Here is a 24938-nt window from a genome sequence, read left to right on the forward strand (position 1 = left end):
AAACCCCGGCCTGCGCCGGGGTCAGGCGAACTTTACGCGAACGTCTTCGCGAACTGGCCGAGCGCGTCCTTCAGCTTGCTCTCGGTATCCTTGCCCAGCTCGCGGCTGTCGCGGATCGCGGTCAGCACGTCGGCATGGTCCGAACGCAGGTAGCTGAGCATCGCCGCTTCGTAGCGATTGACGTCGGCAACCGGCACCTTGTCGATGAAGCCGTTGGTGCCGGCGTAGATCGACACCGTCTGCTCCTCGAACGGCATCGGCGCGAACTGCGGCTGCTTGAGCAGCTCGGTCAGCCGCGCACCGCGGTTCAGCAGGCGCTGCGTCGAAGCGTCGAGATCCGAGCCGAACTGCGCGAACGCCGCCATCTCGCGATACTGCGCCAGCTCCAGCTTGATCGAGCCCGACACCTTCTTCATCGCCTTGGTCTGCGCGGCGCCCCCGACGCGGCTGACCGACAGGCCGACGTTGATCGCCGGGCGGATGCCCGCGAAGAACAGGTCGGTCTCGAGGAATATCTGCCCGTCGGTGATCGAGATCACGTTGGTCGGGATGTACGCCGACACGTCGCCGGCCTGCGTCTCGATGATCGGCAGCGCGGTCAGCGAACCCGCGCCATTGTCCTCGTTCATCTTCGCCGCACGCTCCAGCAGGCGCGAGTGGAGGTAGAAGACGTCGCCCGGATAGGCTTCGCGGCCCGGCGGGCGGCGCAGCAACAGCGACATCTGGCGATACGCCACTGCCTGCTTCGATAGATCGTCATAGACGATGACGGCGTGCATCGCATTGTCGCGGAAATACTCGCCCATCGCGCAGCCGGTGTAGGGCGCGAGGAACTGCAGCGGCGCGGGATCCGAAGCGGTGGCGGCGACGACGATGGAATATTCCATCGCGCCATTCTCTTCCAGCGTGCGGACCAGCTGCGCCACCGTCGAACGCTTCTGCCCGACCGCGACGTAGATGCAGTACAGCTTCTTCGATTCGTCAGTGCCGGCGTTCGCCGCCTTCTGGTTGATGAAGGTGTCGATCGCCACTGCCGACTTGCCGGTCTGGCGGTCGCCGATGATCAGTTCGCGCTGTCCGCGGCCCACCGGCACGAGCGCATCGATCGCCTTCAGGCCGGTCTGCACCGGCTCGTGCACCGACTTGCGCGGGATGATGCCCGGCGCCTTCACCTCGACGCGGCTGCGCTGATCCGACACGATCGGACCCTTGCCGTCGATCGGATTGCCAAGACCGTCGACCACGCGGCCGAGCAGCCCCTTGCCGACCGGCACGTCCACGATCGTGCCGGTCCGCTTGACGATGTCGCCTTCGCGGATCTCGGCGTCCGAGCCGAAGATCACGACGCCGACGTTATCGGCCTCGAGGTTCAGCGCCATGCCCTGCACGCCGTTCGAGAACTCGACCATCTCGCCCGCCTGGACGTTGTCGAGGCCGTGGATGCGCGCGATGCCGTCACCGACGCTCAACACCCGACCGGTTTCGGAAACCTGTGCCTCGGTGCCGAAATTGGCGATCTGGTCCTTGATGACGCGGGAGATTTCTGCGGCGCGAATGTCCATCAACTCAGCCTTTCATCGCGCTGGCAAGCGCATTCAAACGGGTGCGGATCGACGAATCGATCATCTGGGAACCGATGCGGACGACCAGGCCGCCCAGGATCTGCGGATCGACCGACAGGTCCACCGACACCTCGCGGCCGACGCGGCGGCGCAACTGCTGCTTCAGCTCGTCGACCTGCTCGGCGGACAGCGGATGCGCGCTGGTCACTTCCGCGGTCGTCTCGCCGCGGTGGCGCGCAGCCAGCGCGCGATACGCGCGGATGATCTGCGGCAACGCGCCCAGCCGGCGGTTCTCGGCAAGCACCCCCAGGAAACTGCGCGTCGTCGCGTCCAGCCCCAGCACGTCGGCGGTGGCCAGCACCGCCTTCACCGCCGCGCCGCGCGCGATCGCCGGCGACGACGTCAACGTCCTGAAATCGTCCGAGGCGGACAGCGCATCGCGCACCGCCGTCAGACTCTGTTCGACGCGATCGACCGCGCGGGCCTCCACCGCCAGATCGAACAGCGCGCTCGCATACCGGCCACCGAGACCGGCCTGAATGCTGCTGCCCTGATTACCGCCGGAACTCTCCACGCGATCCACTTTCCTCGTCATTACCCAAGGGTGCCTTACCCATGCGAACGGATGGCGCTCGGGGAGCACCTCGCTTGGGTACGGCGCGCGTAGCAAAGGGGGAACCGCGATGCAACCGGAGTGAAACGAACCGGCCCGGCCGGGACGCGGTTCGAACGCAAGCCACGGGATGCCGCCGGGCGTCGCACGCGCTACGCTCCGCGCATGGACGCAACGATCGACTCCGACACCGCATGGGCTGCGTTTGCCGCGCGCGACCGCGCGTATGACGGGCGCTTCGTCGTCGCCGTGCGGACGACCCATATCTACTGCAAGCCGAGCTGTGCGGCGCGCCGTCCGTGCCGCGACAACGTCCGCTTCCTCGCCGACGCGGCGGCCGCGCAGGCGGCCGGCTATCGCGCCTGCCGCCGCTGCCTCCCCGATTCGGTCGCGCGTGACCGCGCCGCGGTGATCCGCGCGGCGGCGCTGCTCGCCGCAGCCGAGACGCCCTCCTCGCTCGCCAGCCTCTCCGCGGCGGTCGGCTATGCCCCGCATCATTTCCACCGGCTGTTCCGGCGACTGACCGGCGTCACCCCCGCTGCGCTCGCGCGGACGCATCGCGCCGACCGCGCGCTCGACGCGCTGCGCACGACCGACAGCGTCACCGCGGCGATCTACGACGCCGGCTATGCCGCGCCGAGCCGGTTCTACGTCGATGCCGCGCGCTGGGGGATGGCGCCGCACGCCGCGGCGAGCGGCGGAACGGGGGAGGCGATCCGCTGGGCGATCCTCGCCACGCCGCTCGGCTCGCTGCTGCTCGCCGCGACGCTGCGCGGCTGGTGCCGCTTCGCGTTCGAGGACGACGACGCCGCGCTACGCGCCGCCTTCCCCGCTGCCGAGCTACGCCGCGGCGACGAAGCGTTCCATGCGGAGGGCGCCGCTCTGCTCGCCGCGGCGACGGCGACCGCGACGGCCACAGACGCCAGCCTCCCCGCGTCGCTCCGCCGGCTCGCCGTGCGCACCCTCCTCCACGACGCCGCGCTTGGTTAGCCAAATCTAAAGGCTTGCCCGTTAGCGATCGTCGTCGAGCCACTTCGAGGACGATCAGGGTCGATGAACGCGTTCGGACGCCGCAACGGCGGCATGGGTAACGGCACCGGTGCGACGGGTGCGCGCGGCGGCTTCGGCGTCGCCCGGCCGATGCACGTACAGCCCGGCAGCGGCGCGCGCGACGACGGAGCGCTGGAAACCGCGCCGCCGCTCGACGTGCTCGCCGCGATCGACCCGCTCACCCCGCAGGTGCAGGTCGACGCGATGCAGCGGCTGTCGGATCGCCAGAACGCGACCGGCGAGGCCGGCTCCAGCCGCATGGAAGGGTTCGAGGCCTCGATCCACAAGATCAAGGAGCAGGTGCTGCCGCGCCTGCTGGAACGCGTCGATCCCGAGGCCGCCGCCACGCTCGGCAAGGACGAGTTGGCGGAGGAATTTCGCCCGATCATCGGCGAGGTGCTCGCCGAACTGAAGCTGACGCTCAATCGCCGCGAACAATTCGCACTCGAAAAGGTGCTGGTCGACGAATTGCTCGGCCTTGGGCCGCTCGAGGAATTGTTGTCGGACGCCGACATCAGCGACATCATGGTCAACGGCCCCGACCAGACCTTCGTCGAGCGCAAGGGCAAGCTGGAGCTGGCGCAGATCCAGTTCCGCGACGAGGAGCATCTGTTCCAGATCGCGCAGCGCATCTGCAACTCGGTCGGCCGGCGCGTCGACCAGACCACGCCGCTCGCCGACGCCCGCCTCAAGGACGGCAGCCGCGTCAACGTCATCGTGCCGCCGCTCAGCTTGCGCGGCACCGCGATCTCGATCCGTAAGTTCTCCGCCAAGCCGATCACGCTCGACATGATGGCCGGTTTCGGCAGCATGTCGCCGAAGATGGCGACCGCGCTCAAGGTCGCGGGCGCGTGCCGCTTCAACCTCGTCATCTCGGGTGGCACCGGCTCGGGCAAGACGACGATGCTCAACGCGCTGTCGAAGATGATCGACCCGGGCGAGCGCGTCCTGACGATCGAGGACGCCGCCGAGCTTCGCCTGCAACAGCCGCACTGGCTGCCGCTGGAAACGCGCCCCGCCAACCTCGAGGGCCAGGGTGAGATCTCGATCCGCGATCTCGTGAAGAACGCGCTGCGTATGCGCCCGGATCGCATCATCCTCGGCGAAATCCGTGGCAGCGAGTGTTTCGACATGCTCGCGGCCATGAACACCGGCCACGACGGATCGATGTGCACGCTCCACTCCAACTCCCCGCGCGAGGCGCTGGCGCGTATGGAGAACATGGTGATGATGTCGGACATCAAGGTGCCCAAGGAAGCGATCAGCCGCCAGATCGCCGATTCGGTCGACATGATCATCCAGGTGAAGCGCCTGCGCGACGGCAGCCGCCGCGTCACCAACGTGACCGAGGTGATCGGGATGGAAGGTCCGGTGATCGTCACGCAGGAGCTGTTCAAGTTCGAGTATCTCGACGAAAGCGCCGACGGCAAGATCATCGGCGAGTACCGCTCGATGGGGCTGCGTCCCTACACGCTCGAAAAGGCCAAGCAGTTCGGCTTCGATCAGGCGTATCTGGAGGCGTGCCTCTAGCCCCGTGCGCGTCGGCGCCGGCATCGTGACACGCCCGCGCGATCCGCTACACCGCTGACGTGCCGATCCCGTCGCTGCTCTTCGCCGCCCTTCTCGCCGCGCCGCCGCCGGAGCCGCGCGCGGCGTGGGTCGGCCGTTCGACGCTCGCCCCGGATGCCGAGGCGCGCTGGATCCCCTTCGACCTGACGCCCGGCAACCAGATCCGCTTCACCATGGCGGTCGATGGTCGTCCGGTGACCGCGATCCTCGATACGGGGGTCAGCTATTCGGTGCTCGCGCGCCGCTACGCCACCGCCCACAAGCTGGTCGTCCGCGCCGACGGTCGCGCCACCGTGATCGGCGGCAGCGTCGATATCGGGCGCGTCGAGACGCAGCGGATCGCGATCGGCGCGGTCACGCGGCGCGGCGGCAGCCTTGCGGTCGCCGACCTGCCCGCCGCCGCGACCGGCAGCGCACTGGCCGTCGACCTGCTGGTCGGGCGCGACCTGACCGCACCCTATGCGCTGGAGATCGACTATCAGGCGCGCCGCTTCCGCCTGCTGAAAAGCGGTAGCCGCCCGTTCACCGGCGTCGCGGCGCCGCTGGCGATCGCCGCCGACCGGATGATCTACGTCAGCGCGATCACCGCCGGCGACCGCACGCTGGCGCCGATGGTCGTCGATACCGGCGATGGCTCGGCGATCACGCTCGGTCCCGCCGCGTGGGCCGAGGCGCGCGGCACCGCGGGGCCGGTGACCACCACGGTTTCGTTCGGACTGGCCGGGGCGGTCGTCAACGACATGGCGATCGTTCCCGAGCTACGGGTCGGCGCCGCCGTGGCGCGCGAGGTCGAGGTGCGGGTCGAGCCGACGGGCGGCTTCTCCGACACGATCGGCGTCGCCGGACGGATCGGCTCGGGCTTCCTGCAACGTTACCGCGTGCTGCTCGACCCCACTGCCGGCTACATGCTGCTCGGCAGCACGCCCAGCACCGCCGTGCCGCCGGTCCGCTCGACCAGCGGGCTGCTGCTCGGGATGGCCGGCGACAAGCTGAAGGTGCTGCACGTCATGCGCGGCAGCCCGGCGGCGGCGGATGGCTGGCGCGACGGCGATACGATCTGCACAATCGACGGTCAGCGCGTCGGCCCCGATTATGCCGGCGGGACGCTGGCCGGCTGGGCGACGGCCGCGCCGGGGCGCATCGTGACGCTCGGCGGCTGCGACGGCACCCTGCGCCGGCTTAGGCTGCGCCGTTTTTACTGATGCACATCAAACTGCTCCTGGTTACGGCTGTCGTGCGGCTGCGCTAGGATTCCCGATCAACGAAGCACCGGACCACCATGCCGCAATTCAACATCGTTTTCGCCGGGCGCGAGCAGGATCGTACCATCATAGAATGCGTCGACGTGGCTGCGGCCCGCAATCAGGCGGTGCAGCGGCTCGGCGCCTATCTTGCCCAGCACCCCGGCTTTGCGGACGCCGGCCACTGGCGCGTGATCGTCGAGGATGACGTCGGCCGCACGGTCGCGACGGTGATCATCGCCACCGTCTCCCCGCGTCTCGCCACACCGTGACGCGCTAGCGGAAGCGCGTTTCGCCTTCCGTGCGCGGCTCGCTCATCCGTTGCTGCCCGCGCGCACGCGCAGCGCTCCGCACGAGCTCCTCGCTCAGCCGCATCGCGGCCTCCGCCGTGAGATTATAGCTTGCGCCGCAGCGCGAGAGGACCGTGACCACGCCCTCGTCCGCGCTTACGAACGGCGCCATCGTACACAGATCTGCCTTCATGCTTGCACCTGCCGTGACGATCGGAACCCGCCGCTATCCCGTGGCGACAGCGTCGCCGACATCCGCATCGTGACGTCCCGTTAGCGCCTCGCGATGCGTCTTCCAGCGATCCGGGCAACAACTGCCTGGATCGGCGGCTGGTTCCCTTTCGATCAAGCCTTTAGCGCCAGCCACCCCGCGATCCCCGCTGCGATCAGCGCGATCGCCTGCACCCATGTCCAGTCGATCCAGCCGACCGCGTCGGGATCGGCGCGGTGCCGTCGGCGATGATCGCGCCACCCCGCGAACACCGCCAGCGCCAGCGCCGCACCCGCCAGACCGCAAAGCAGGACTTGCGCATCGCTCACCGCCGCGTCAGCCTCCGCAGCATCGTTTCGCGGAGAGGTTTTCGTCCATGCATCGTCTCGCTCCCGTCCTGTTGCTCGCGCTGCCCGCCGCGGCGGTCCACGCCGCGCCCGCCGTCCCCGCGCCGATCGCCGCGGCCGTCAAGGCGCCGACGCGCACCGCCGCCAATATCGCGCGCGACAAATACCGCCATCCCGCGGAGACGCTGGCATTCTTCGGGGTCAAGCCGACCGATACGGTGGTCGAGGTCTGGCCTGGCGCCGGCTGGTATACCGAGATCCTCGCGCCGCTCACCGCCGCGCGCGGCCGCTATTACGCCGCCGGTCCATGGGAGCGCGGGCTGAACGCCGTGCGCGCCATGCAGGGCAAGGACGCGGCGGCCTATGGCAAGGTCCAGCTCGCCGCCCTTCCCGCCACCGCCGGGCAACCATCCGTTCCCGATGGCAGCGCCGACGTCGTGCTCACCTTCCGCAACGTCCACAATTGGCGCTTCGGCGGCGAGGATCAGGCGCGGCAGATGTTCGCGGCGATGTTCCGCATGCTCAAGCCCGGCGGCACGCTCGGCGTCGTCGAGCACCGCCTGCCCGAGAAGCGCGACGCCGGCGCCGAGGAGAAGAGCGGATATATGAAGCCCAGCACCGTCATCGGCTATGCCACCGCCGCCGGCTTCCGGCTTGCCGGCCGGTCGGAGGTGAACGCCAATCCGAAGGATACCGCCGATTGGGCTGGCGGCGTCTGGACGCTTCCGCCCAGCTACGCGCAGAAGGATGTCGATCGCGCCAAATACGCCGCGATCGGCGAGAGCGACCGCATGACGCTGAAGTTCGTCAAGCCGCGCTGAGCGCGATCGGGATGCCTCGGGAGGGCCGGCCGGTCCTCCCGATGTCCGCTTCCGCGCCCGGCGCTCAATTGCCCAGCTTGTCGACCTTGTCGCGCAACCGCGCCAGTTCCGCCTTCAGCGCGGCGATCTCGCCGTCCTTGGTCTCGTTCACGGCCGACGCCGCCGCCGCCGTCGTGGCCGGCACCGAGGGCTTGAACGCCTGTGCCGCCGCTTCGAACATCTCCAGGTTGCGCTTGGCGATGTCCGCGAAGGGCGAGCCCGCGAACGCGCCCTCGACCGCGGTCTTGAATTGCGTCTGGTTGCGGCGGAAGCTGTCCATCGACGCCTCCAGGTAATCCGGCACCATCGCCTGCATCGAATCGCCGTACAGCGCGATCAGCTGGCGCAGGAAATTGACCGGCAGCATCGTCTGCCCGCGGCTTTCCTCCTCCATGATGATCTGCGTCAGGACGTTGTGCGTGATGTCCTCGTCGCTCTTGGCGTCGACCACCTTGAACTCGCGACCCTCGCGCGTCATCGCGGCAAGATGTTCCAGCGTGATGTAGGAGGAGCTTTCGGTATTATAGAGCCGGCGGTTGGCGTATTTCTTGATGATCACCACCCCGTCGGTGGCGTGCTGCTTCTTCATCGCGCGAGATCCCATGACCGAGCCTGTTCGCCGTATTGCACAAAATGTGGCGCTGCAACACGGGCAATACGGCCCGCGTCCTTTGCCGCTGTTCCTGGAGATGCTGCGCCGCGAAACCGCAGCATCCCCCGAACGCGCCGCTGCGGCGCTTGCCGGGTTGCGCCGGTATCAGGAAGCGCCGCGCCGCGCTCGCCGCGCGCGTCCGGTCCGCTATCGCAGCGGCGCCGCGCGGCTGCGTGACGGAGTGCGCGGCAGCGACGCGCCCCCGGTCGTGCTGGTCCCCTCGCTCATCAATCCGCCGTTCGTGCTCGATCTCGCCCCCGGCCATTCGCTGGTCGCGCATCTCGCCGCCGCCGGCTTCCACCCGTGGCTGCTCGACTGGGGCACGCCCCGCGCGCAGGATGCGGGGCTGGACCTCGCCGGCCACGTCACGCGCCGCCTGTTGCCGCTGCTCGCGCGACTCGATCGCCCGCCATTGCTGGTCGGCTATTGCCTCGGCGGTACGCTGGCGCTGGCTGCTGCGGCCGCGCTGCCTGCCGGCAGGGTCGCCGGCGTCGCGACGATCGCGACCCCCTGGCATTTCGCCGGCTATGGCGAAGCGACGCGCGCCGCACTCGCAGATTTCTGGGCGCGGGTCGCCCCCGGCTGTCGTGCGCTGGGCGTCGTGCCGATGGAGGTGCTCCAGACCGCGTTCTGGCAACTCGATCCCGCAAGAACGATCGCCAAATACGCCGCTTTCGCCACGATGCCCGCCGACGCCGCGGCGCGGTTCGTGCAGCTCGAGGATTGGGCGAACGGCGGTGCGCCGCTCACCTACGCCGCGGGCGCGGACCTGTTCGAGACGCTGTTCGCCGCCGACCGCACCGGACGCGGCGACTGGCAGGCCGGCGCGGCAACCGTCGCTCCGCTGTCGCTGCGCTGCCCCACGATCGAGTTCGTCTCGCTTACCGACCGCATCGTCCCCGCCGCCACGGCGATCGGCCTGCCCGACCGCCACGACGTCGACGCCGGCCACGTGGGCATGATGGTCGGCAGCCGGGCGGAGACGTTACTATGGGATCCACTGATCGCCTGGCTTCGCACGATTCACGCGTGACGCGTGCAGCAAAGCCTGCCCGTCCGACAGGAAGACGCCGCGCGATCGGACGATAGCACGCTCGCGCGGAACAGCGCCGCTGCCCGTAACGGCCTACGACCAATGCCGCTCGTAGCGCTGCCCCAGGCCGGTCAGCAATTCGTACTGGCTTACCCCGCTGGCCGCCGCGACATGCACCAGATCGTCGTCGAAGCGCACCCAATCCCCCTCGCGCACCGCAGCGGCGCGCGCGTCGAGCGCGAGCAGGTCCATCGACACGCGCCCGATCACCGGCAACGGCGCGTCGCCAGCAAACGCGCACCCCCGATCCGACAGCGCACGGCGATAACCGTCGGCGTAACCGAGATTCACGATCGCCACCGGCGTGTCCACCGCCGCACGCCACGTCGCATTGTAGCCGACCGTCTCGCCGGCGCGCACCACCCGGCATTGCAATACCTCGGCCGCGATCGTCGCCACCGGGCAGATCGCGCCGGTCAGTCCCGCCGCGGGCACGCCGCCGTACAAGGCGAGCCCCGGGCGCGTCAGGTCGAAATGATAGTCCGCACCCAGCGCGATCCCCGCCGAATTGGCGAGGCTCATCCGCCGCGCCGCCGTCCGCCCCGCCAGCGCCGCGAACCGCGCGCGCTGCGCTTCGTTCATCGCATGCGCGGGCTCGTCGGCGCACGCCAGGTGGCTCATCAACGTGTCCACGTCCACGCCGTCGAGCAACCCCGCCACGATCTCACCCGGCGCGATGCCCAGCCGGTTCATGCCCGTGTCGACCATCACGTCGCACGGCCGCCCCGGCGCGGCGTCCCGCCACCGCGCGACCTGTGCCGCGGTGCTCAGCACCGGCCGCACCTTCGGCAGCGACCCCAGCATCGGCAGGTCGGCCTCGCGCAGCCCGTGCAGCACCACCAGCGACACGCCCGCAGCGTCCGCCAGATCGGCCAGCCCGTCCGCCTCCGCCCATGTCGCCACGAACAGGTCGCGGCAGCCTGCGCCGATCAACCGCTCGACCACCGCGCGCGCACCCAGCCCGTAGCCGTCCGCCTTCACCGCCGCCCCGCACGCCGCCACGCCGCTCAACCGCGCCAGCGCGCGCCAGTTGGCGACCAGCGCGTCGGAGGAAAGGTACAGGCGGTTGGGACGATGCGACATCCGCAGCCGGTTAGCGTCTGCGCCGCCCGCGCGCCACTCTCCGATGTCGCACGCGGTGCATCGCGCCGTCGCGCGCGTGGTGCATCGCCGCGTCGTTCCCCGCCGCGCACGGCCCAGCGTCGCGATACCGCGCGCATCGGCACTCACGATCGCGCCCGGGCCTGCGTCCACCGAATGACGAAGGCCAGTGACCGAAGCCGTCGCCGCATCTTCACGGCAGGGCAAGGGGCGGCGAGGCGAGGGGCGGCAAGGCGGGGGCGGCAAGGCGGGGGCGGCAAGGCGGGGGCGGCAAGGCGGGAGCGGCAAGGCGGGGGCGGCTAGGCTGGGGGCGGCGACGCGACGCGGCGTTGGCCGCCAGCACGCAAGGACAGCGCGTCGGCGCGGCAATGATGGCCGGAGCCGACCGGCCATGCCGTGCGCGGGATCGCCGGAGCACCGGGCGTGTCGACCAGCAACCTCTACATGGAGCCAGGCAAGGTGCGGGTCGCGACGTTGATCGTCGACATCCAGCACAGCGGCACCCGGCCTCCGCGATGCCGCGACGGTCGCCGAATGCTGCCCCCTCCACCGACCGCGCAGCGTCCTCACGCGCCCGCCGGCAAAAACGGTACGCACGCGCGCTCGCCACCCCGGCGTCTCACCCGATATTGACCCCGTAATTGCGCGCCAGCGGGGCCAGCCCGCCTTGATAGCCCTGCCCCACCGCGCGGAACTTCCACTCGGCACCATGGCGATACACTTCACCGAAGATCATCGCCGTCTCGGTCGAGGCGTCCTCGGTCAGGTCGTAGCGCGCGATCTCGCGGCCGGTCGCGTCATTGACGATGCGGATGAAGGCGTTCGAGACCATCCCGAAGTTTTGCCGGCGCGGTTCGCCGTCGTGGATCGTCACCGCCACCGCGATCTTCTGCACCTCACCGGGGACACGCGGCAGGTCGACCGTCAGCGCCTCGTCGTCGCCGTCGCCTTCGCCGGTGCGGTTGTCGCCGGTGTGCTCGACCGCACCGTCGCTGCTGCGCAGGTTGTTGTAGAAGATGAAGTCGGCGTCGCTCCGCACCCGGTCACCTGCGACGAGCAGGAACGCGCTGGCATCGAGGTCGAAGCCGGCGCCATCGGTGCTGCGCGTGTCCCAGCCGAGGCCGATCAGGATGCGGGTCAGCCCCGGCTCTTCCTTGCTCAGGCTGACATTGCCGCCTTTCGACAGACTGACTGACATGATCGTACTCCTGTTGAGAAACTGTGGATAAGTATGTGGAGAGGTCGTGGACAACCGCGGCACAAGCTGTTGGCGGCGCGTGGACAGGCTGTGGATAGGTCAGGCGCGCAAGCGCTCGCCGCCGGGTCCGACCGGCACCGCATCTTCCAGCGCCACGGCGTGGCGATTGGCGCGAACCGATGCGACGAACGCCAGCCCGATGAACGCCGCGCCGATCAGCCCGGTGACCGTCTCCGGCACCTCGACCCGCACCGAGATCAGCATGATCGCCGCCAGCGCGATGATCGCGTAGAAGGCGCCATGCTCGAGGTAGCGGTATTCGGTCAGCGTCCCGCGATCGACGAGCATCACCGTCATCGACCGGACGAACATCGCGCCGATCCCCAGCCCCAACGCGATCACGAACAGGTTGTTCGACAGTGCGAACGCCCCGATCACGCCGTCGAAGGAGAAGCTGGCATCAAGCACCTCGAGGTACAGGAACGCCGCCAGCCCGGATTTCGCGCCGCCCGCACCCGCCGCCGCCCCGTCGCTCTCCATCACCGCGCCGATCGCCTGCACCGCGACATAGGCGACCAGCCCGAACAGTCCCGCCGTCAGGAACGTCAGCGCCGCGTCCGCCCCCAGCAGCCGCGAGATACCGAACAGCGCAAGCAACACGATCGCGATCGCCAGCCCCGAGATGCGCGAAAGCCCCGCGAAGCGCCGCTCGACCGGCGCGATCCAATGCGTGTCCTTGTCCTCGTCCAGGAAGAACGTCAGCCCGACCATCGCCAGGAACGCGCCGCCGAATCCGGAGATGCCGACATGCGCGCCGGTGATGATCCGCTCGTAGGTGACCGGATCGGTCGCGGCGAGCCGCACCGCATCGACCGGCCCCAGCCGCGCGGCGACCGCGACGATCACCAGCGGGAACACGATCCGCATCCCGAACACCGCGATCACGATGCCCCACGTCAGGAAGCGCCGCTGCCAGGTCGGCGACATGTCGCGCAGCACGGTGGCGTTCACCACCGCATTGTCGAACGACAGCGACACCTCCAGCACGCCCAGCACGACGACGATCCACACGATGCCCAGCGTTCCGGCGACATCGTGCGTGATCGTCCAGCCCAGCCAGGCCCCGATCGCCAGGCACAAGGCGGTGAACGCCAGCGATCCCTTGAAATATTGCAGCACGATGCTCCCCTCAGTCCTTGCTGCCCGCGACCCAGCGCAATCCCCAGTCGAAGCGCTCGTCGAGCACCTGCTGGTCACGGACATAGTCGAGGACGCGCGTCGCCTTCAGGCGCCCGCCGTCGTTCTCGATCAGCATCACCCCGCACAGCCGGCGGTCGTCGCGCCCCTCGCTCATCCGCACCTCCACCGGCGGCTGGTCGGGCATCGTCACCAGCACCACGCCGTCGGTCTGCCGCCAGTTGGGCACCCCGTCGTAGATGTTGGCGAACACCAGAATCCGCGCGATCTCGCTCCAGCGTGCACCGTTGATGCGCAGCGTCTCGCCCTGCGCGTCGTCGCCGGTGCGGTCGTCGCCCGACAGCGCGATGTACGGCGCGTCGTCATAGTCGCCGAACCCGCGGCCCAGCGCCTGCACCACGCCCGCGCGGCCGTCCGCCAGTTCCCACAGGCAACCCAGATCGAGGTCGATCGCGCTGCCGCCGCCGAAAAAGCCCTTGCGCCCGCGCGACCAGTTCAGGTTGACGATGATCTCGCCGAACCCGCCGCCGCGCTTCTCCAGGCTGACCGCCTGACCGGGCTTGTCGAGCGTCACCTTCGTCAGGTCCACGGGTGGAGGTGGAGGTGGGGGTGGAGGTGGGGGCGGAGGTGGGGGCGGAGGTGGGGGCGGCACGGCCGCGACCGCCGCCTCGCCCACGTCGATCCCGAACGACTGCGCCAGCGGCGCCAGCCCGCCCGCGAACCCCTGCCCGACCGCACGGAACTTCCACTCCCCGCCGCGGCGATACAATTCGCCGAAGATCATCGCCGCCTCGGGTGCCGCCGCCAGCGCGGGCGCAAAGCGCAGCGCGCCATCCGCGACGTCGATCGACGCGTCGCCCAGCAGCGCGAGCGTCTGTCCCTTCGCCTGCGCCTCATGAACCGTGACGCAGAACACCACCCGCTCGATCGCCGCCGGCAAGCGCGCCGGGTCGACCGAGAAGCCGCCGCGCCGCCCCAGCTCCGCGGCGTAGCGGATCGCGCCCGCCGCCCCTTCGGGCTGGTTGTAGAAGATCATGTCGGCATCGCCGCGCACCGTGCCGCCGGCCGTCAGCAGATACGCCGATGCATCCGCCTGGACATCGCGATCTGGGCGATCCGGGCGATCCGGGCGATCCGGCGCGATCGTCCAGTCGAACGCGGTCGTCAGCGGCCCGGCCGGCACCGGCGCGTTCCCGCCGCGCGACAGCACCGTCACCACGTGCGGTGCCCGCATCCGTCGCGGCGTCCGCTCACGCAGGCGTCGTGCGTACGTCTCCCCCCGCCTGCCCGCACCGGACAGACGGCCTGTCGCAGCCGCAAATTCATCGTCTCGATCCCCCTTCGCCGCCACCCGAATGGATGCCGCCGGTCGCGCCTGGGTTGCCGCGATGTTCCCGGCGCCGCAATCACCGCGCCGCACAGATACATCCGTTTTCGCGCAATCTTCCCGACACGCGCGGGGATCGGCGGCTAGCCGGGTCGGCGACGAATGGCGACGGCGGCGGGGGGCATGGGCGGACGATGACGGAGCGCGAACGGTTGCAGGCGCTGATCGATTACGTGGAGGCGAGCGAGCGCGATCGCTTGCCGCGCGTCATCGACATGGCGGATTATCGCGGCTTCCGCCGTGCCGGCGACGAGCTGCTGCGCTTGCCCGCCGTGCTCGTCAACGTGGCCGATGCCGGGGAGCCGGTGTGGCTGCGTGTCGAGCGGCTCGCGCGCCGTGCCCCGCCGATCCCCGTCGACACCGCGCTCCGCGACTGGATCGACCTGCGCGATGATCCCGCGACGCCGCCGACGCTCCATGTCGAACGCGCCCTGCCCGGCACCGGCACGCCGCTGCGCCTCGCCGATCTGCCGGCGCGCGACGCGATCGACGCCGCGCTCGCGGTGTACCGCCGCACGATGTGGACGCCGTGGTCGCTGGACGAACACCTCCGCCGCCAGACGATCGCGCTCTACAATGCGCTGTTCGCGCTGCGCCAGGCGCTCGACGGCGCCGCCACGCAGCCGGTCGAGCTGGTCGTCGGCATCGGCATCGCGCGCTGGGCGCGCCCTCCGGGTCGGCTGCACCATCCGCTGCTGACCGTCGCGGTCGAACTCGCGCTGGACGACGCGGACCACGCCATCGTGCTGCGCCCGCGCAGCGAGACTCCGCCGTTGCTGGAAACCGCCGCGCTCGACGCGCTCGACGTGACGGGGGTCGATGAATGGCGCGGCGTCGCGCAGGCTCAGCTCGACGCTCTCGCCGGCAGCATCTCCCCGTTCGCGCCCGACGATGTCGCCCCGATCCTGCGCCGCGCGGTCGCGCTGCTCGATCCCGACGGCCATTACCTCCCCGATCTCGGAGAGCGCCCGGCCCCGCCGCCCGGCACGTTGCAGGTCGACGATACGTGGGTGCTGCTGGAGCGTCCGCGCCGCGCGACGCAGTTGATGGAGGACCTGCACCGCTTCCGCCATGCCATCGACGATGCCGTCGATCTGCCCGCGGCAGTGCGCGTGCTGGTCCAGCCGCCCGCCGATGTTCCCGCCTCCGAGGACTATGCGCCGTGCCGTGGCGTCTCGACGATTCCCGGCGTGACCAGCGCCGATGGCACCGGCGACGACCTGTTCTTCCCGCTGCCGTTCAATCGCGAGCAGGTGGAGGTCGTTCGCCGGCTCGGCGTGCGTCCCGGCGTCGTGGTGCAGGGGCCGCCCGGCACCGGCAAGACGCACACGATCGCCAACATCATCAGCCATTATCTCGCCACCGGGAAGCGCGTGCTGGTGACGTCGCAGAAGGCGCCTGCGCTCAAGGTGCTGCGCGACAAGTTGCCGGCCGCGGTCCGGCCGCTCGCGGTCAGCCTGCTGGACAGCGACCGCGACGGATTGAAGCAGTTCCAGGAATCGGTCGACGTCATCGCCGATCGCATCCACCGCACCCGCCCCGCCGATGCCCGGCGGCAGATCGCCGCGCTCGACACGCGAATCGACGCGCTCCACCGCGGGCTGGCGGCGATCGACCGCGAAGTCGACGACATCGGCCGCGGCGCGATGACCGCCGCGACGATCGACGGCGCGACGATCACGCCCGCGGACGCGGCACGGCGCGTGGTCGCGGCCAGCGACGACGCTGCATGGCTGTCCGACCCGCTCGACATCGTCGCCGCGCACGAACCCGCCTTCGACGAGGAAGCCGTCGCGCGCCTGCGCCGCGCCCGCAAGCAGGTCGGCGGCCGCGTCACCGCGCTCGGCGATGCACCGCCGCCTGCCGACCTGCCCGATGCCGCCGCGGTCGCCGCACTCCACCACGATCTGTGCGACGCCAGCACGGTCGCCCGCGCGATCGGCCCCGACGACCGGCTGGCCGGCGATACGGATGCCGCCGCGCTCGACGCCGTTCGCGCGCTGCTCGCCGATCTGCGCGCGGCATGGCGGCGCGCCACCGATCCCGGCGACGCTGCATTGCTCGCGCGCTGGCGGACCGATCGCGACGATCCCGCACTCACCGCGATTGCCGGTCTGGAGGCGGAGGCGATGGCACTGGCGGCGGAGGCGCGACACTTCATCACCCGACCGGTCGCGCTTCCCGCGGACCCCGATCCGGCGCTCCGCGACTGGATCACGCGCCGCGCCGCCGGCGCGGAACCGGGATTGCTCCACAGCCTGTTCGCGCGCCCGGTCGTGGCGCAGCTCGCGGCCGTGCGGCTCAGCGGCCGCGCACCCGGCACCGCCGCGGACTGGGGTGAGGTCGCGCGCTATCTCGCCGCCATCGCCGCGGCAGAGCGACTGTCGGCGGCCTGGAACCACGCCGCCGCGCTGGCCGGTCTCGCCCCCGTCGCCGGCCACGACCCCGCGGTCGCCGAGGCGATGAAGCGCGAACTCGCCCGCGCCGCCGGCTGGCGTGCCGTCGTCGCGCAGGAAGACGCCGCTACGGTTGCCGTCCGTCGCCTCCTGCCGTGTTGGGCCGGCACGCTGGCCGGCGAGGACGCCGCCGCCGGCGCGCTGCTCGACGTCATCGATCGTCACGTGCGGCTGGCGAAGCTGGAGGCGGGGCGGACGACGCTCGCCGCATGGCGTCGCCGGGTCGAAGCGGTCGCAGGCCTTCCCGGCAGCGAATGGCGCGCGATCTTGTCGGAGATGGTCGGGGCACCCGGCATCGACGCTGCGCACCTCGCCCGCCGCTGGCAGGCCGCGCTCGACGAGGCCGCCGCGCTCCGCGCGCTCGCCCCTGCCTTCGCGACGATCCGCGACGTCACCGCCGGCATCGCGGAAAACGGCGCGCCCGCGTGGGCGACGCGCTGCCGGACCGAGCCGGTCACCGGCATCGAAGATCCCGCCACCCCGGCGGACTGGCGCGCGCGCTGGACGCTGCGGCGGCTCGCAACCTGGCTCGCGCGGGTCGATCGCCACGATCGGTTGCGCGCGCTTGGCACCATGCGCAGCGATCACGAACAACAGCTCGCCCGCGCCTATGAGGAAGCGATCGAGGCGCGCACATGGCTCGGGCTGGCGGAAAAGGCGAGCGATCAGGTCCGTGCCGCGCTTGCCGCCTATGCGCAGGCGATGCGCCGGATCGGTCGCGGCACCGGGGTGCGCGCCGCGCGTTACCGGCTCGACGCCCGCGCCGCCGCGGACCGCGCCAAGAACGCGCTGCCGTGCTGGATCATGCCGCATTACCGCGTGTCGGAATCGCTGCCCGCCGAACTCGGGCTGTTCGACCTCGTCGTCATCGACGAGGCGTCGCAATCGACGATCGCCGCACTCCCCGCCCTGCTGCGCGCGCGGCAGGTGCTGATCGTCGGCGACGACCGGCAGGTCAGCCCCGACGCCGGCTTCCGCGAGGAGGCGCGGATGAACCTGCTCGCCGAGCGCCATCTGTCCGGGCAGGTCGCCGATTATCGCAGCGCGTTGCGTGAGGAGAAGTCGCTGTTCGACCTCGGCACCGTCGTGTTCGCGGGCGGCGCGATCATGCTCAAGGAGCATTTCCGCTGCGTTGCGCCGATCATCGAATATGCGAAGGCGCAATTCTACAGCCACCAGCTGGTCCCGCTGCGCCTGCCGCGCGCCAGCGAACGGCTCGATCCGCCACTGGTCGACATCCTGGTCGAGGACGGTCACCGCCTTGGCAAGATCAACCCGCCGGAGGTCGATTGCATCGTCGAGCAGATCGGCCGCATCGTCGACGACCCCGCGCTCGCGCACCGCTCGATCGGCGTCACCACGCTGCTCGGCCACGAACAGGCCGGCGCGATCATGCAGGCGATCGAGCAGGTGATCGGCGCGGAGGCGATGCTGCGCCACGACATCCGCGTCGGGGAGCCGGCCGCGTTCCAGGGTGACGAGCGGGACATCATGTTCGTGTCGCTGGTGGCCGATCGCGGCAGTTCGCCGCTGTCCGGGCTGGGCTATGAACAGCGTTTCAACGTCGCGGCGTCACGCGCGCGCGACCGGATGGTGCTGGTCCGTTCGGTCGAGCTGGAGGAGCTGCGCCCCGCCGACCGCCTGCGCCGTTCGCTGATCGAGCATTTCCACGCGCCGTTCGCGGGCGACACCACGCAGGCGGCCGAACGGCGCGCGCGGTGCGAATCCGGCTTCGAGGAGGCGATGTACGATCTGCTGGTCGAACGCGGTTATCGCGTCGACACGCAGGTCGCGGTCGGCACGAAGCGGATCGACATCGTGGTCGAGGGGGCGGACGACCGCCGCCTCGCGATCGAATGCGACGGCGACCGCTTCCATGGTCCCGAACAATGGCCCGACGACATGGCGCGGCAGCGGATGCTGGAGCGTGCCGGCTGGACGATCTGGCGCTGCTTCGCGTCCCGCTTCGTGCGCGAACGCGACGCCGTGGTCGCGGAGCTGGTCGCGCTGCTCGCTGCGCGCGGGATCGTGCCGCAAACCGGCGCCGCGCTCCCGCCCGGCCGTCATACCGAGCACCGCCGCTGGCGCAGCACGCCCGCGCACGATGGCCCGGTGCCCTATGCCTGGCTGGTCGCGGTGTAGCCGCGCCTATCCGCCGATCGCCATCGCGCCGGCGGCGGCGAACCCGGCGATCGCCAGGATCCCCAGCACCCGCGCCAGCGATTCCTTGCGATAATCGGACGTCCGCTCCTCGTTTAGCCAGTAGAGACCGGCCGGCGTCTTCTCGATCGCGCCGAACGCCACCATCCGCTCGAACACGCGCCGGTCGAGCCGCGCCGCGGGCGTTTCGAAGCGCGTCGCCGTCTCCTTCGATGTCGCGCCGGCGGAGGTGAAGTGCCATGCCACGCGGTTGCGGGCCTTGGCGATCAATGCGGCCATGATGGTGCCGGACATGCGCGTTCCTCTACTTCCTGCGATTCTGGTGGCGAAGGTTGCCGGGGCGCCCACGCCGCTTCAGCACGCGCGGCGGCTTCGCGCCGCGTTCCGGCCGGTCGCGCATCGCGCCGCCGTACCGGCCCTCCGGCAGCTCGAAGCGCAGCGCCCCCGAAACCGGGTTCGCCTCCGCCAGCCGCAGCTCCAGCCGTTGCCCCTGCGCATATTCCTCGCCGCTATGCTCGCCGATCAGGCGCCGCGCGGCTTCGTCGAAGCGGAAATACTCGCCGCCCAGGTCGCGCACCGGCATCAACCCGTCGCCGCCGATCCCGTCCACGGTCGCAAAGAACCCGAAGTTGGTCACGCCCGTGATCCGCACCTCGACCAGCTCGCCCACCCGCTCGCTCAGGAACGCGGCGACATAGCGGTCGATCGTCTCGCGCTCCGCCTCCATCGCGCGGCGCTCCAGCTTGCTGATCGTCGTGCCGGCCAGCTCGAAATCCTCGTCGCCGTTCAGCCCGCCCGGACCCAGCGCATAAGCGGACACCAGCGCCCGGTGCACCATCAGGTCGGCATAGCGGCGGATCGGCGACGTGAAATGCGCGTAGCTGCCCAGCGACAAACCGAAGTGCCCGTGGTTGGCGGGGGCGTAATAGGCCTGCGTCTGCGTGCGCAGCACCTGCTCCATGATCTCGGGGCGGAACGCCACATCGCCGACCCGTTCCAGGATGCGGTTGAACATCGCCGGCTTCACGACCTGCCCCAGCGCGAACGGCACGTCGAACGTTTCGAGATAATCCTTCAGCGCCACCAGCTTCTCGCGCGCCGGCGGCTCGTGCACGCGGTACATCACCGGTGCCTTCTTCGCCTCCAGCGCCTTGGCGGCGGCAACGTTGGCGGCGATCATGTAATCCTCGATCAGCCGGTGCGCATCCAGCCGGTCGCGCGGCGCGACCGACATGATCCGCCCCTTCTCGTCCAGCACGACACGCCGCTCGGGCAGATCGAGGTCGAGCGGCTCGCGCTTGTCGCGCGCTTCCGCCAGCGCGCGCCAGCATTCCCAGAGCGGCACCAGCGCGGTTTCCGTCAACGCGGCATCCCAGTCGAAGCCGCCACCGGCCGCCGCCGGCCCGTCGCCGCCGGCGGATGCGCGCGCATCGATCGCCGCCTGCGCTTCCTCATAGGCGATGTTCGCCGCCAGCCGCACCACCGCGCGCGTGAAGCGCCACGCCTTCAGCGCGCCATGCTTCGACACCTGCAAGTGACACGCCAGCGCCGCGCGATCCTCGCCGGCCTTCAACGAACAGACGTCCGCCGACAGCACCTCGGGCAGCATCGGCACCACGCGGTCGGGGAAATAGACCGAATTGCCGCGCGCGCGCGCCTCGCGGTCGATGGCGCTGCCGGGCCGGACATAGAAACTGACGTCGGCGATCGCGACGATCGCCTTCCACCCGCCCGCATTGGCGGGATCGTCGTCGGGCGCCGCCCACACCGCATCGTCATGGTCGCGCGCATCGGCCGGATCGATCGCGACGATCGGGATCGCGGTCAGGTCTTCGCGGTCCGTCCCCAACGGTTGCCGCGCGACGCGCTGCGCCTCGTCCAGCGCCTCCTGCGCGAACGTATCGGGGATGCCGTGCTTGTGGATCGCGATCAGCGAGAAGCTGCGCGGCGCGAACGGATCGCCCAGCCGCTGCACCACCTTGGCGGTGACGCGCGGCGGCCGCCCGGCCAGTTCGGCCATCACCAGATCGCCCGCGGCCGCCTCGCCGGCGTCGGAGACCGCATATTCGCGACGCTCCTTCTTCTCGACACCCTGCAACCACAGGCGGTCCCCCTCGCGCCGCAGCACCCCGATGACCTGCTCGGACGTCGGCGCCAGCACCTTCATCGGGTGCGCGGTCCAGCCGCCGCCGGTCTCCTCGGTTCGCGCCAGGATGCGCTCGCCGACGCCCAGCGCGCCACCCTTGCGATCGCGCACGCGGATCCGCGGCGCCGGCACGTCCGCCTCCCAGCGCTCCGGCGCACCCCACACGTTCCCGCCGCTGTCGACGTCGACGATGCGCAGCACCGTCACTTTGGGCAACCCGCCCATCTTGTGGAAGGCGCGGCCGGGCGCGGCGTCGATCAATCCTTCGTCGCCCATGTCCTTCAACAGCGCCTTGAGCGCGATCTTCTGCTGCGCGGTCAGGCCGAACGCACGCGCGATCTCGCGCTTGCCGGCCGGCGTCGCGGATCCGGTGATGAAGTCGAGGATCTGCTCGCGCGTCGGCAGGCCGGGGCTGGGTTTCTTTGGCACGGATGCGAGATAGGGGTTGCGGCGCGGGAAAGCCAATGCCGACGCCGCTTCGCTGCCGTCCGACTTGAAGGCAGCCCGGGTCCGTCGAGGCCTCGCTCGACGCCGACGAAGCGTAAACCGCGCCTGACGTCGGACGCCTTCGTGGGAAAAGCGCCCTTTCCCCCGCCTACCGCCCCGCCGACGTCATCCCGCTGATCGGATGCGCCGGTTCCGCCGACATTGTGCGGACCAGCGTTTCGAAGCGATCCCCCGCCACGCGGATCTCGTTGAACGCCGGCGGCGAATTGCGCGTCCGCTTCGACAGCGTTCCCGCCCCGATCATCCGCACCCGCCAGCCGTTGCGCTCATAGGTCATGTCGAACGGATCGTGGACGTGCCCGGACAGCACGGCATGTACCCCGGCATCGGCCAGCGCCGCCAGTGCGACGTCGCCGCGCTTCGTCTTCGCGGTACCCTGGCTCCCGCCGTCGATCAACGGATGATGCCCGGCCACGAAGATCAGGTTTCCGCGCGGCGCCGCCTCGACCAGCGCCATTGCCCGCCGCAGCGATCCCGTGCTCACCCGCCCCTTCGACCAGTTCCAGCGCCATTGCGCGCGGGCCGTCGTCTTCAGCGGCACGATCGTGATGCCGTCGATCTCCAGCGGGCGCTCGATCATCTTCTCGACCGCGGCGTAGCGCGAATAGGGTGCGAACAGCCGCCGCAGCGGATCCCAGTAATACGGGATATCGTGGTTTCCCACCTCCACCGTCACCGGCACGCCCAGGCTCGCCAGCCATGCGCCGCCGGCATCGAACTCGCGCTTGGTCGCGCGCATCGTCAGGTCGCCGGTCATGATGACCGCGTCGGGCTTTTCTGCGGCGACCACCTCCTGGAACCACCGCACCGCCGCCGGGTCCTCGGCGCCGAAATGAACGTCGCTGACGTGGAAAAGCCGGGTCATCCGTGTCCTTTTTCGCCTGCCGTGTTTTCGGCCATCCCGGCAGCGAACGCACCAACCCCGCCTTCGGCTGCGTCACCCCCCGAACGAGCGTCCGCCGCCCCAGCCGCCGCTCGATCGCGCCGACACGCGCCCGCCGAAGCCGCCGCGCGAGATCACCGAGCTGCGCGTCTGGATGCGCTGCGTCGTGATCGGCGCCGTGACCGCGCGCGATCCGACCTGGTAATTGTACCCGCGCCCGCCATAGCCGCCGCCGTACAGCCATGCGCCCGACGGCGTGTACCAGCGGCTGTCGCGATTGTTGCGATACAGGCCGTTGTAGCGATAGCCGGAGCCGTCCAGCAGCCGCCCGATCATGAACCCGGTCAGCAACGGCACGAAGAAGCTCTGCCCGCCGTCGTTGCGCGCCAGGCACTGCCCGGATCCGAACTGGTCCTCGCACAGGTTCTTGTTCTCGAAACGCGGCGCGGCCTTGCCGTCCGTGGTCGCCGCTTCCTTTTGCGCATTCTCGCACGTCACCTTCGCGAACGCGCCGCTGGCGACGCACTCGTCGACGGTCTTGAACGCCGAAACCTCGGTCGGCGGGCCGAACTGCTGCTGGTCGGGCGTGCCGTCGCATCCCGACAGCATCGCCAGCGCGCCGGCCGCGGTCAGGCCGGCGGCGGCGGAGCGCTTGCGCCGCGACGGCAGGGGAAAGTCGGTCATCGCCAAAGCCTCAATAGGTCATGCACGCGGCGTTGAGCAGCCCGACCGCGATCGACGTCGCCGCCATATAGACCGCGCTCGCCACGTTGCCGGTTTCGATCCGCGCCACCAGATCGCGGATCACGATACGCCGCACCACCAACGACGCCATCACCTGGATCACGCCCGCCAGCACGCCCCACGCCACGAACTCGATCGGATTGGCGGTCACCTCCAGCGCGGACGCCAGCGGCAGCGCGAAGCCGACGATCGCCCCGCCGAACACGATCGCCGCCGCCAGATTGCCCTCGGCGACCAGCCGTCGCTCGTCGTACGGCGTCGACACCTGATACAGCCACTTGAAGGCCGCGAGGAACAGGCAGGCGATCCCGAACGCGAGCAGGAAATGCCCGGCACCGAACAGGAAGGCGTTGGTATCCAGCATGGTGCGCGTCCCCTTTGATTCTACGATGCCCGGTATCTAGGGCAGCACGGCGTCGGTTAGAACCGTCATTGCGAGCATGGCGACGCAATCCGGAATCCGGTGCGCGCCGCCCTGCCGACGCAGACCGTCACGTCCTAGGCGCTGAATTCGGCCGGCGACAGCGGCAGGCCGATCATGATGTCGTGCGTCGTATCGCCGCCCTCCGGACGGGCCGACAGCGCCAGCAGCAACTCCTGCCCTTCCGGCGCCAGATCGCGCACATAGAGCATGCATTGCTGACGGATATGTTTCACCGGCTCGCCGTCGCGCTCGTAATACAGCGCTTCCCACAGCTGCACCGGCGCCTGCACGCGCTCGTCGCCGTCGTACCAGAAGCGACGGAACGGCGGCAGCCCGGCCTCGGTCCACACCGGCTGGCTCAGCCGCTCGCGGAACGCCGCATCGTCCCACCCGCCGGTGGCGTAGGTCGACGACCACGGCCGGAACAGCGTGAAGTCGTCGGCGTCCGATCCGTCGGGTTGCTGGCTGACGGCCTGCAACATCAGTTCGTCGTCGGTGTAGAAACGGTGGACGTAGCCGCCGCCGTCGTCGAGCTTGATGATCCCCTGCGCGGTGATCTCCAGCGTGTCGCGGTCCAGCGTGAACGTGCCGCCGGCCAGCCGTCGCCACGCCAGCGCGTCCAGCCGCACCATCCGCCCGATGGTGACGTCGCGCACCACCGCCACCTGCGCCCGCGCCGTCTCGCGTCCGCCGCCGAACAGGCCGCCGAAGATCATGCCGCTTGTATCTCCATTCGCCCGATCGGGCCGTCTGCCGCCTTGCCAAAGGCTGCGGGCTTATGCTTGGAGTGTCAAGCACACGGAGGGCCTGTCAGCGTGACCGATACGATGCAACGGTGGACGATCGAGCGGCTGGTGGAGGCGCTGGGCGCCTCGGAGCGGAGCGACGAATTGCAGGTCGAGCAGGTCGGCGACGTGTTGCGCGTCACGATGCGCGAACATGGCGACCTCGCGATCTTCGTGAGTTGCGCGGGCGAACAGATCGTCGTTTCCAGCCTGTTGTGGCCGGTCGACGAGATGCCGGATGCCGCCGCCTTCAACCATTTCCTGCTCAAGGCGCAGAAGATGGTGCCACTGTCGAACTTCGCGATCACCGAGGTCGACGGGCGCGAATATTACGAGCTGATTGGCGAGCTTTCGGTCGAATCGTCGTTGCGCACGGTGCTGATCGAATTGCGCGCGCTCGCCCATAACGCGCTGGATGCCGCCGCGGACCTGCGCCACGCGTTCGCTGCTGCCTGAGGATAT

General features: G+C 70.1%; 23 protein-coding genes and 1 pseudogene. 9 read left to right on the forward strand and 15 right to left on the reverse strand.

Annotated features, from left to right (window positions below):
• Positions 1-32: 32 nt before the first annotated feature.
• Positions 33-1562, reverse strand: coding sequence for a F0F1 ATP synthase subunit alpha (atpA, locus tag SPHPHY_RS0116600; protein WP_022687814.1), 1530 nt, complete (start codon positions 1560-1562; stop codon positions 33-35).
• 4 nt (positions 1563-1566) lie between these two features.
• Positions 1567-2136, reverse strand: a complete 570-nt coding sequence (locus SPHPHY_RS0116605; protein ID WP_028057034.1) for a F0F1 ATP synthase subunit delta — start codon at positions 2134-2136, stop codon at positions 1567-1569.
• A gap of 120 nt (positions 2137-2256) precedes the next feature.
• Here SPHPHY_RS0116605 and SPHPHY_RS20470 point away from each other — a divergent pair, with 120 nt between their 5' ends.
• The 4 genes from SPHPHY_RS20470 to SPHPHY_RS0116625 all read left to right on the forward strand — a co-directional run bounded on the left by SPHPHY_RS20470 (position 2257) and on the right by SPHPHY_RS0116625 (position 6307).
• Positions 2257-3165: an Ada metal-binding domain-containing protein gene (locus tag SPHPHY_RS20470; protein ID WP_231370442.1), complete on the forward strand. Its 909-nt coding sequence runs from the start codon at positions 2257-2259 to the stop codon at positions 3163-3165.
• Positions 3166-3228: 63 nt separating this feature from the next.
• Positions 3229-4755, forward strand: coding sequence for a CpaF family protein (locus SPHPHY_RS0116615; protein WP_081645342.1), 1527 nt, complete (start codon positions 3229-3231; stop codon positions 4753-4755).
• A 59-nt stretch (positions 4756-4814) separates the two neighbouring features.
• Positions 4815-5996, forward strand: a complete 1182-nt coding sequence (locus SPHPHY_RS0116620) for a retropepsin-like aspartic protease (RefSeq protein WP_022687816.1) — start codon at positions 4815-4817, stop codon at positions 5994-5996.
• A 77-nt stretch (positions 5997-6073) separates the two neighbouring features.
• Positions 6074-6307, forward strand: a complete 234-nt coding sequence (locus SPHPHY_RS0116625) for a DUF6894 family protein (protein ID WP_022687817.1) — start codon at positions 6074-6076, stop codon at positions 6305-6307.
• Between the two features lie 4 nt (positions 6308-6311).
• Here the strand turns inward: SPHPHY_RS0116625 and SPHPHY_RS0116630 are convergent, their stop codons facing one another.
• On the reverse strand, positions 6312-6518 hold the full coding sequence (locus SPHPHY_RS0116630; protein ID WP_022687818.1) for a hypothetical protein: 207 nt from the start codon (positions 6516-6518) through the stop codon (positions 6312-6314).
• Between the two features lie 152 nt (positions 6519-6670).
• A complete protein-coding gene (locus tag SPHPHY_RS0116635) occupies positions 6671-6865 on the reverse strand; it encodes a hypothetical protein (RefSeq protein WP_022687819.1) in 195 nt (64 codons plus the stop codon).
• A 47-nt stretch (positions 6866-6912) separates the two neighbouring features.
• Here SPHPHY_RS0116635 and SPHPHY_RS0116640 point away from each other — a divergent pair, with 47 nt between their 5' ends.
• Positions 6913-7704 (forward strand): class I SAM-dependent methyltransferase, encoded by a 792-nt coding sequence (locus SPHPHY_RS0116640; protein WP_022687820.1) that lies wholly within the window; start codon positions 6913-6915, stop codon positions 7702-7704.
• A 64-nt stretch (positions 7705-7768) separates the two neighbouring features.
• Here SPHPHY_RS0116640 and phaR read toward each other — a convergent pair whose 3' ends face one another.
• Positions 7769-8332, reverse strand: coding sequence for a polyhydroxyalkanoate synthesis repressor PhaR (gene phaR / locus SPHPHY_RS0116645; RefSeq protein WP_022687821.1), 564 nt, complete (start codon positions 8330-8332; stop codon positions 7769-7771).
• A 100-nt stretch (positions 8333-8432) separates the two neighbouring features.
• Here phaR and SPHPHY_RS0116650 point away from each other — a divergent pair, with 100 nt between their 5' ends.
• Complete coding sequence (locus SPHPHY_RS0116650; protein WP_419554976.1) at positions 8433-9428, forward strand: alpha/beta fold hydrolase; 996 nt, start codon at positions 8433-8435, stop codon at positions 9426-9428.
• A gap of 93 nt (positions 9429-9521) precedes the next feature.
• Here the strand turns inward: SPHPHY_RS0116650 and alr are convergent, their stop codons facing one another.
• Positions 9522-10571: an alanine racemase gene (gene alr / locus SPHPHY_RS0116655; protein ID WP_028057038.1), complete on the reverse strand. Its 1050-nt coding sequence runs from the start codon at positions 10569-10571 to the stop codon at positions 9522-9524.
• 366 nt (positions 10572-10937) lie between these two features.
• Between alr and SPHPHY_RS22825 the strand changes: the two are divergent.
• Positions 10938-11078, forward strand: a pseudogene (locus SPHPHY_RS22825) (metallopeptidase TldD-related protein); the annotation flags it as partial.
• Positions 11079-11208: 130 nt separating this feature from the next.
• On the opposite strand, the gene SPHPHY_RS0116660 reads toward SPHPHY_RS22825, so the two are convergent.
• The 3 genes from SPHPHY_RS0116660 to SPHPHY_RS0116670 form a co-directional block, all read right to left on the reverse strand.
• On the reverse strand, positions 11209-11787 hold the full coding sequence (locus SPHPHY_RS0116660; RefSeq protein WP_022687824.1) for a TerD family protein: 579 nt from the start codon (positions 11785-11787) through the stop codon (positions 11209-11211).
• Between the two features lie 99 nt (positions 11788-11886).
• Positions 11887-12966: a DUF475 domain-containing protein gene (locus tag SPHPHY_RS0116665; protein WP_022687825.1), complete on the reverse strand. Its 1080-nt coding sequence runs from the start codon at positions 12964-12966 to the stop codon at positions 11887-11889.
• A gap of 10 nt (positions 12967-12976) precedes the next feature.
• Positions 12977-14218, reverse strand: coding sequence for a TerD family protein (locus SPHPHY_RS0116670; RefSeq protein ID WP_022687826.1), 1242 nt, complete (start codon positions 14216-14218; stop codon positions 12977-12979).
• A 287-nt stretch (positions 14219-14505) separates the two neighbouring features.
• Here SPHPHY_RS0116670 and SPHPHY_RS0116675 point away from each other — a divergent pair, with 287 nt between their 5' ends.
• Positions 14506-18969: an AAA domain-containing protein gene (locus SPHPHY_RS0116675; RefSeq protein WP_028057041.1), complete on the forward strand. Its 4464-nt coding sequence runs from the start codon at positions 14506-14508 to the stop codon at positions 18967-18969.
• Positions 18970-18975: 6 nt separating this feature from the next.
• On the opposite strand, the gene SPHPHY_RS0116680 is transcribed toward SPHPHY_RS0116675, so the two are convergent.
• The 6 genes from SPHPHY_RS0116680 to SPHPHY_RS0116705 form a co-directional block, all read right to left on the reverse strand.
• Positions 18976-19281: a hypothetical protein gene (locus SPHPHY_RS0116680; RefSeq protein ID WP_022687828.1), complete on the reverse strand. Its 306-nt coding sequence runs from the start codon at positions 19279-19281 to the stop codon at positions 18976-18978.
• Positions 19282-19291: 10 nt separating this feature from the next.
• Positions 19292-21562: a ribonuclease R family protein gene (locus SPHPHY_RS0116685; protein ID WP_028057042.1), complete on the reverse strand. Its 2271-nt coding sequence runs from the start codon at positions 21560-21562 to the stop codon at positions 19292-19294.
• A 166-nt stretch (positions 21563-21728) separates the two neighbouring features.
• On the reverse strand, positions 21729-22505 hold the full coding sequence (locus tag SPHPHY_RS0116690) for a metallophosphoesterase family protein (RefSeq protein WP_022687830.1): 777 nt from the start codon (positions 22503-22505) through the stop codon (positions 21729-21731).
• Positions 22506-22577: 72 nt separating this feature from the next.
• Positions 22578-23207, reverse strand: coding sequence for a DUF1190 domain-containing protein (locus tag SPHPHY_RS0116695; protein WP_022687831.1), 630 nt, complete (start codon positions 23205-23207; stop codon positions 22578-22580).
• Between the two features lie 10 nt (positions 23208-23217).
• A complete protein-coding gene (locus SPHPHY_RS0116700; RefSeq protein ID WP_022687832.1) occupies positions 23218-23631 on the reverse strand; it encodes a DUF350 domain-containing protein in 414 nt (137 codons plus the stop codon).
• 134 nt (positions 23632-23765) lie between these two features.
• Positions 23766-24407, reverse strand: a complete 642-nt coding sequence (locus SPHPHY_RS0116705) for a DUF2491 family protein (RefSeq protein ID WP_022687833.1) — start codon at positions 24405-24407, stop codon at positions 23766-23768.
• A gap of 99 nt (positions 24408-24506) precedes the next feature.
• Between SPHPHY_RS0116705 and SPHPHY_RS20475 the strand changes: the two genes are divergently transcribed.
• A complete protein-coding gene (locus SPHPHY_RS20475) occupies positions 24507-24932 on the forward strand; it encodes a YjfI family protein (protein WP_043130112.1) in 426 nt (141 codons plus the stop codon).
• Positions 24933-24938 lie beyond the last annotated feature (6 nt).

Origin of the sequence: Sphingomonas phyllosphaerae 5.2 (genome assembly GCF_000419605.1) — a bacterium.
Taxonomy (GTDB): domain Bacteria; phylum Pseudomonadota; class Alphaproteobacteria; order Sphingomonadales; family Sphingomonadaceae; genus Sphingomonas; species Sphingomonas phyllosphaerae_B.